Here is a 1,076-nt window from a genome sequence, read left to right on the forward strand (position 1 = left end):
TAACTACTTAGGATACGGTTCGACAGGTTTTGAAGATATCTAACTGACCGTCGTAGGCTTGGGTTTTTACATCCATAATACCAAGCAGAGAGTGGAACACATTGTCATGCGAGTACTTACCTGCATTTTGTGCTTCTTTGGACAAGCAATCCGTGTTGATGTGTTTTGCTTGCTTAAAGCTTGGCGACATCCACATGATAAGCGGTACTCGTTTTTGGAAATCCGGAGCAAGTCCGTAAGGCATACCATGTAAGAACATGCCGCTTTCACCAAGCGATTCACCGTGGTCAGAAACATAAATCAACGCAGTGTTATATTTGTCTTCTAACGTCTTAAGTTTGTTGATGGTTTGTTCCAAGACAAAGTCTGTGTAACGAATGGTATTGTCGTAGGTATTTACGATCTCTTCGACGCTACAGTTTTCAATGTCTGCACGTGGGCAATCCGGTTGGAAAAATGCTTTCTCTTTCGGGTAACGTTGGAAGTAAGTTGGGCCATGGCTGCCAATAAGATGCATGGCTACAACTCGGTTACCGTTCATGTTCGACACTTCTTGGTCAAAGTCACTCAGTAGTGCCATGTCGTAACAAGTTTGACCGTTGCACAGTGCGTTTTGTTGCTTTCTGTCTACTTCGATTTTTTTGATCTTATGCGCGACTTCTTTATCGCCACCGTCGTTTTCTTTCCACAGTAGGTCGATACCTGCACGTTGCATGATATCTAACGCGTTGTCTTGGTTATCAGCTTGTTTACGGTCAAATTGATTGCGCGTTAACTGAGAAAACATGCATGGTACAGATACCGCTGTCGCAGTGCCGCATGACGCTACATCTTTAAAAGAAATAACATCTAATTGGCTGGTGTAGGGGTTAGTTTCACGCTCGTAACCATTCAGTTGATAGTTTTGAGTACGTGCGGTTTCACCTACTACAAAAACGAGTAACGTCGGTTTGTCCTGCGCTTGCTGTAAAGCGGTCGGAGATTGCTGTGCATCAGTACCGATTTCACGATATGGCTGTGGCGTAGTTAAGTAATTTTCTTTTACGTAACTTGTCGCGCTGTAGACATATTGCGTT

At 43.7% G+C, this 1,076-nt stretch carries 1 protein-coding gene; it reads right to left on the reverse strand.

Annotated features, from left to right (window positions below):
* Positions 1–7: 7 nt before the first annotated feature.
* Positions 8–1,076 (reverse strand): phosphoethanolamine transferase (locus R7R24_RS24850; protein WP_318119764.1); only part of this gene is annotated, 1,069 nt, incomplete at its 5' end.

The organism is Vibrio sp. 704 (genome assembly GCF_033339295.1).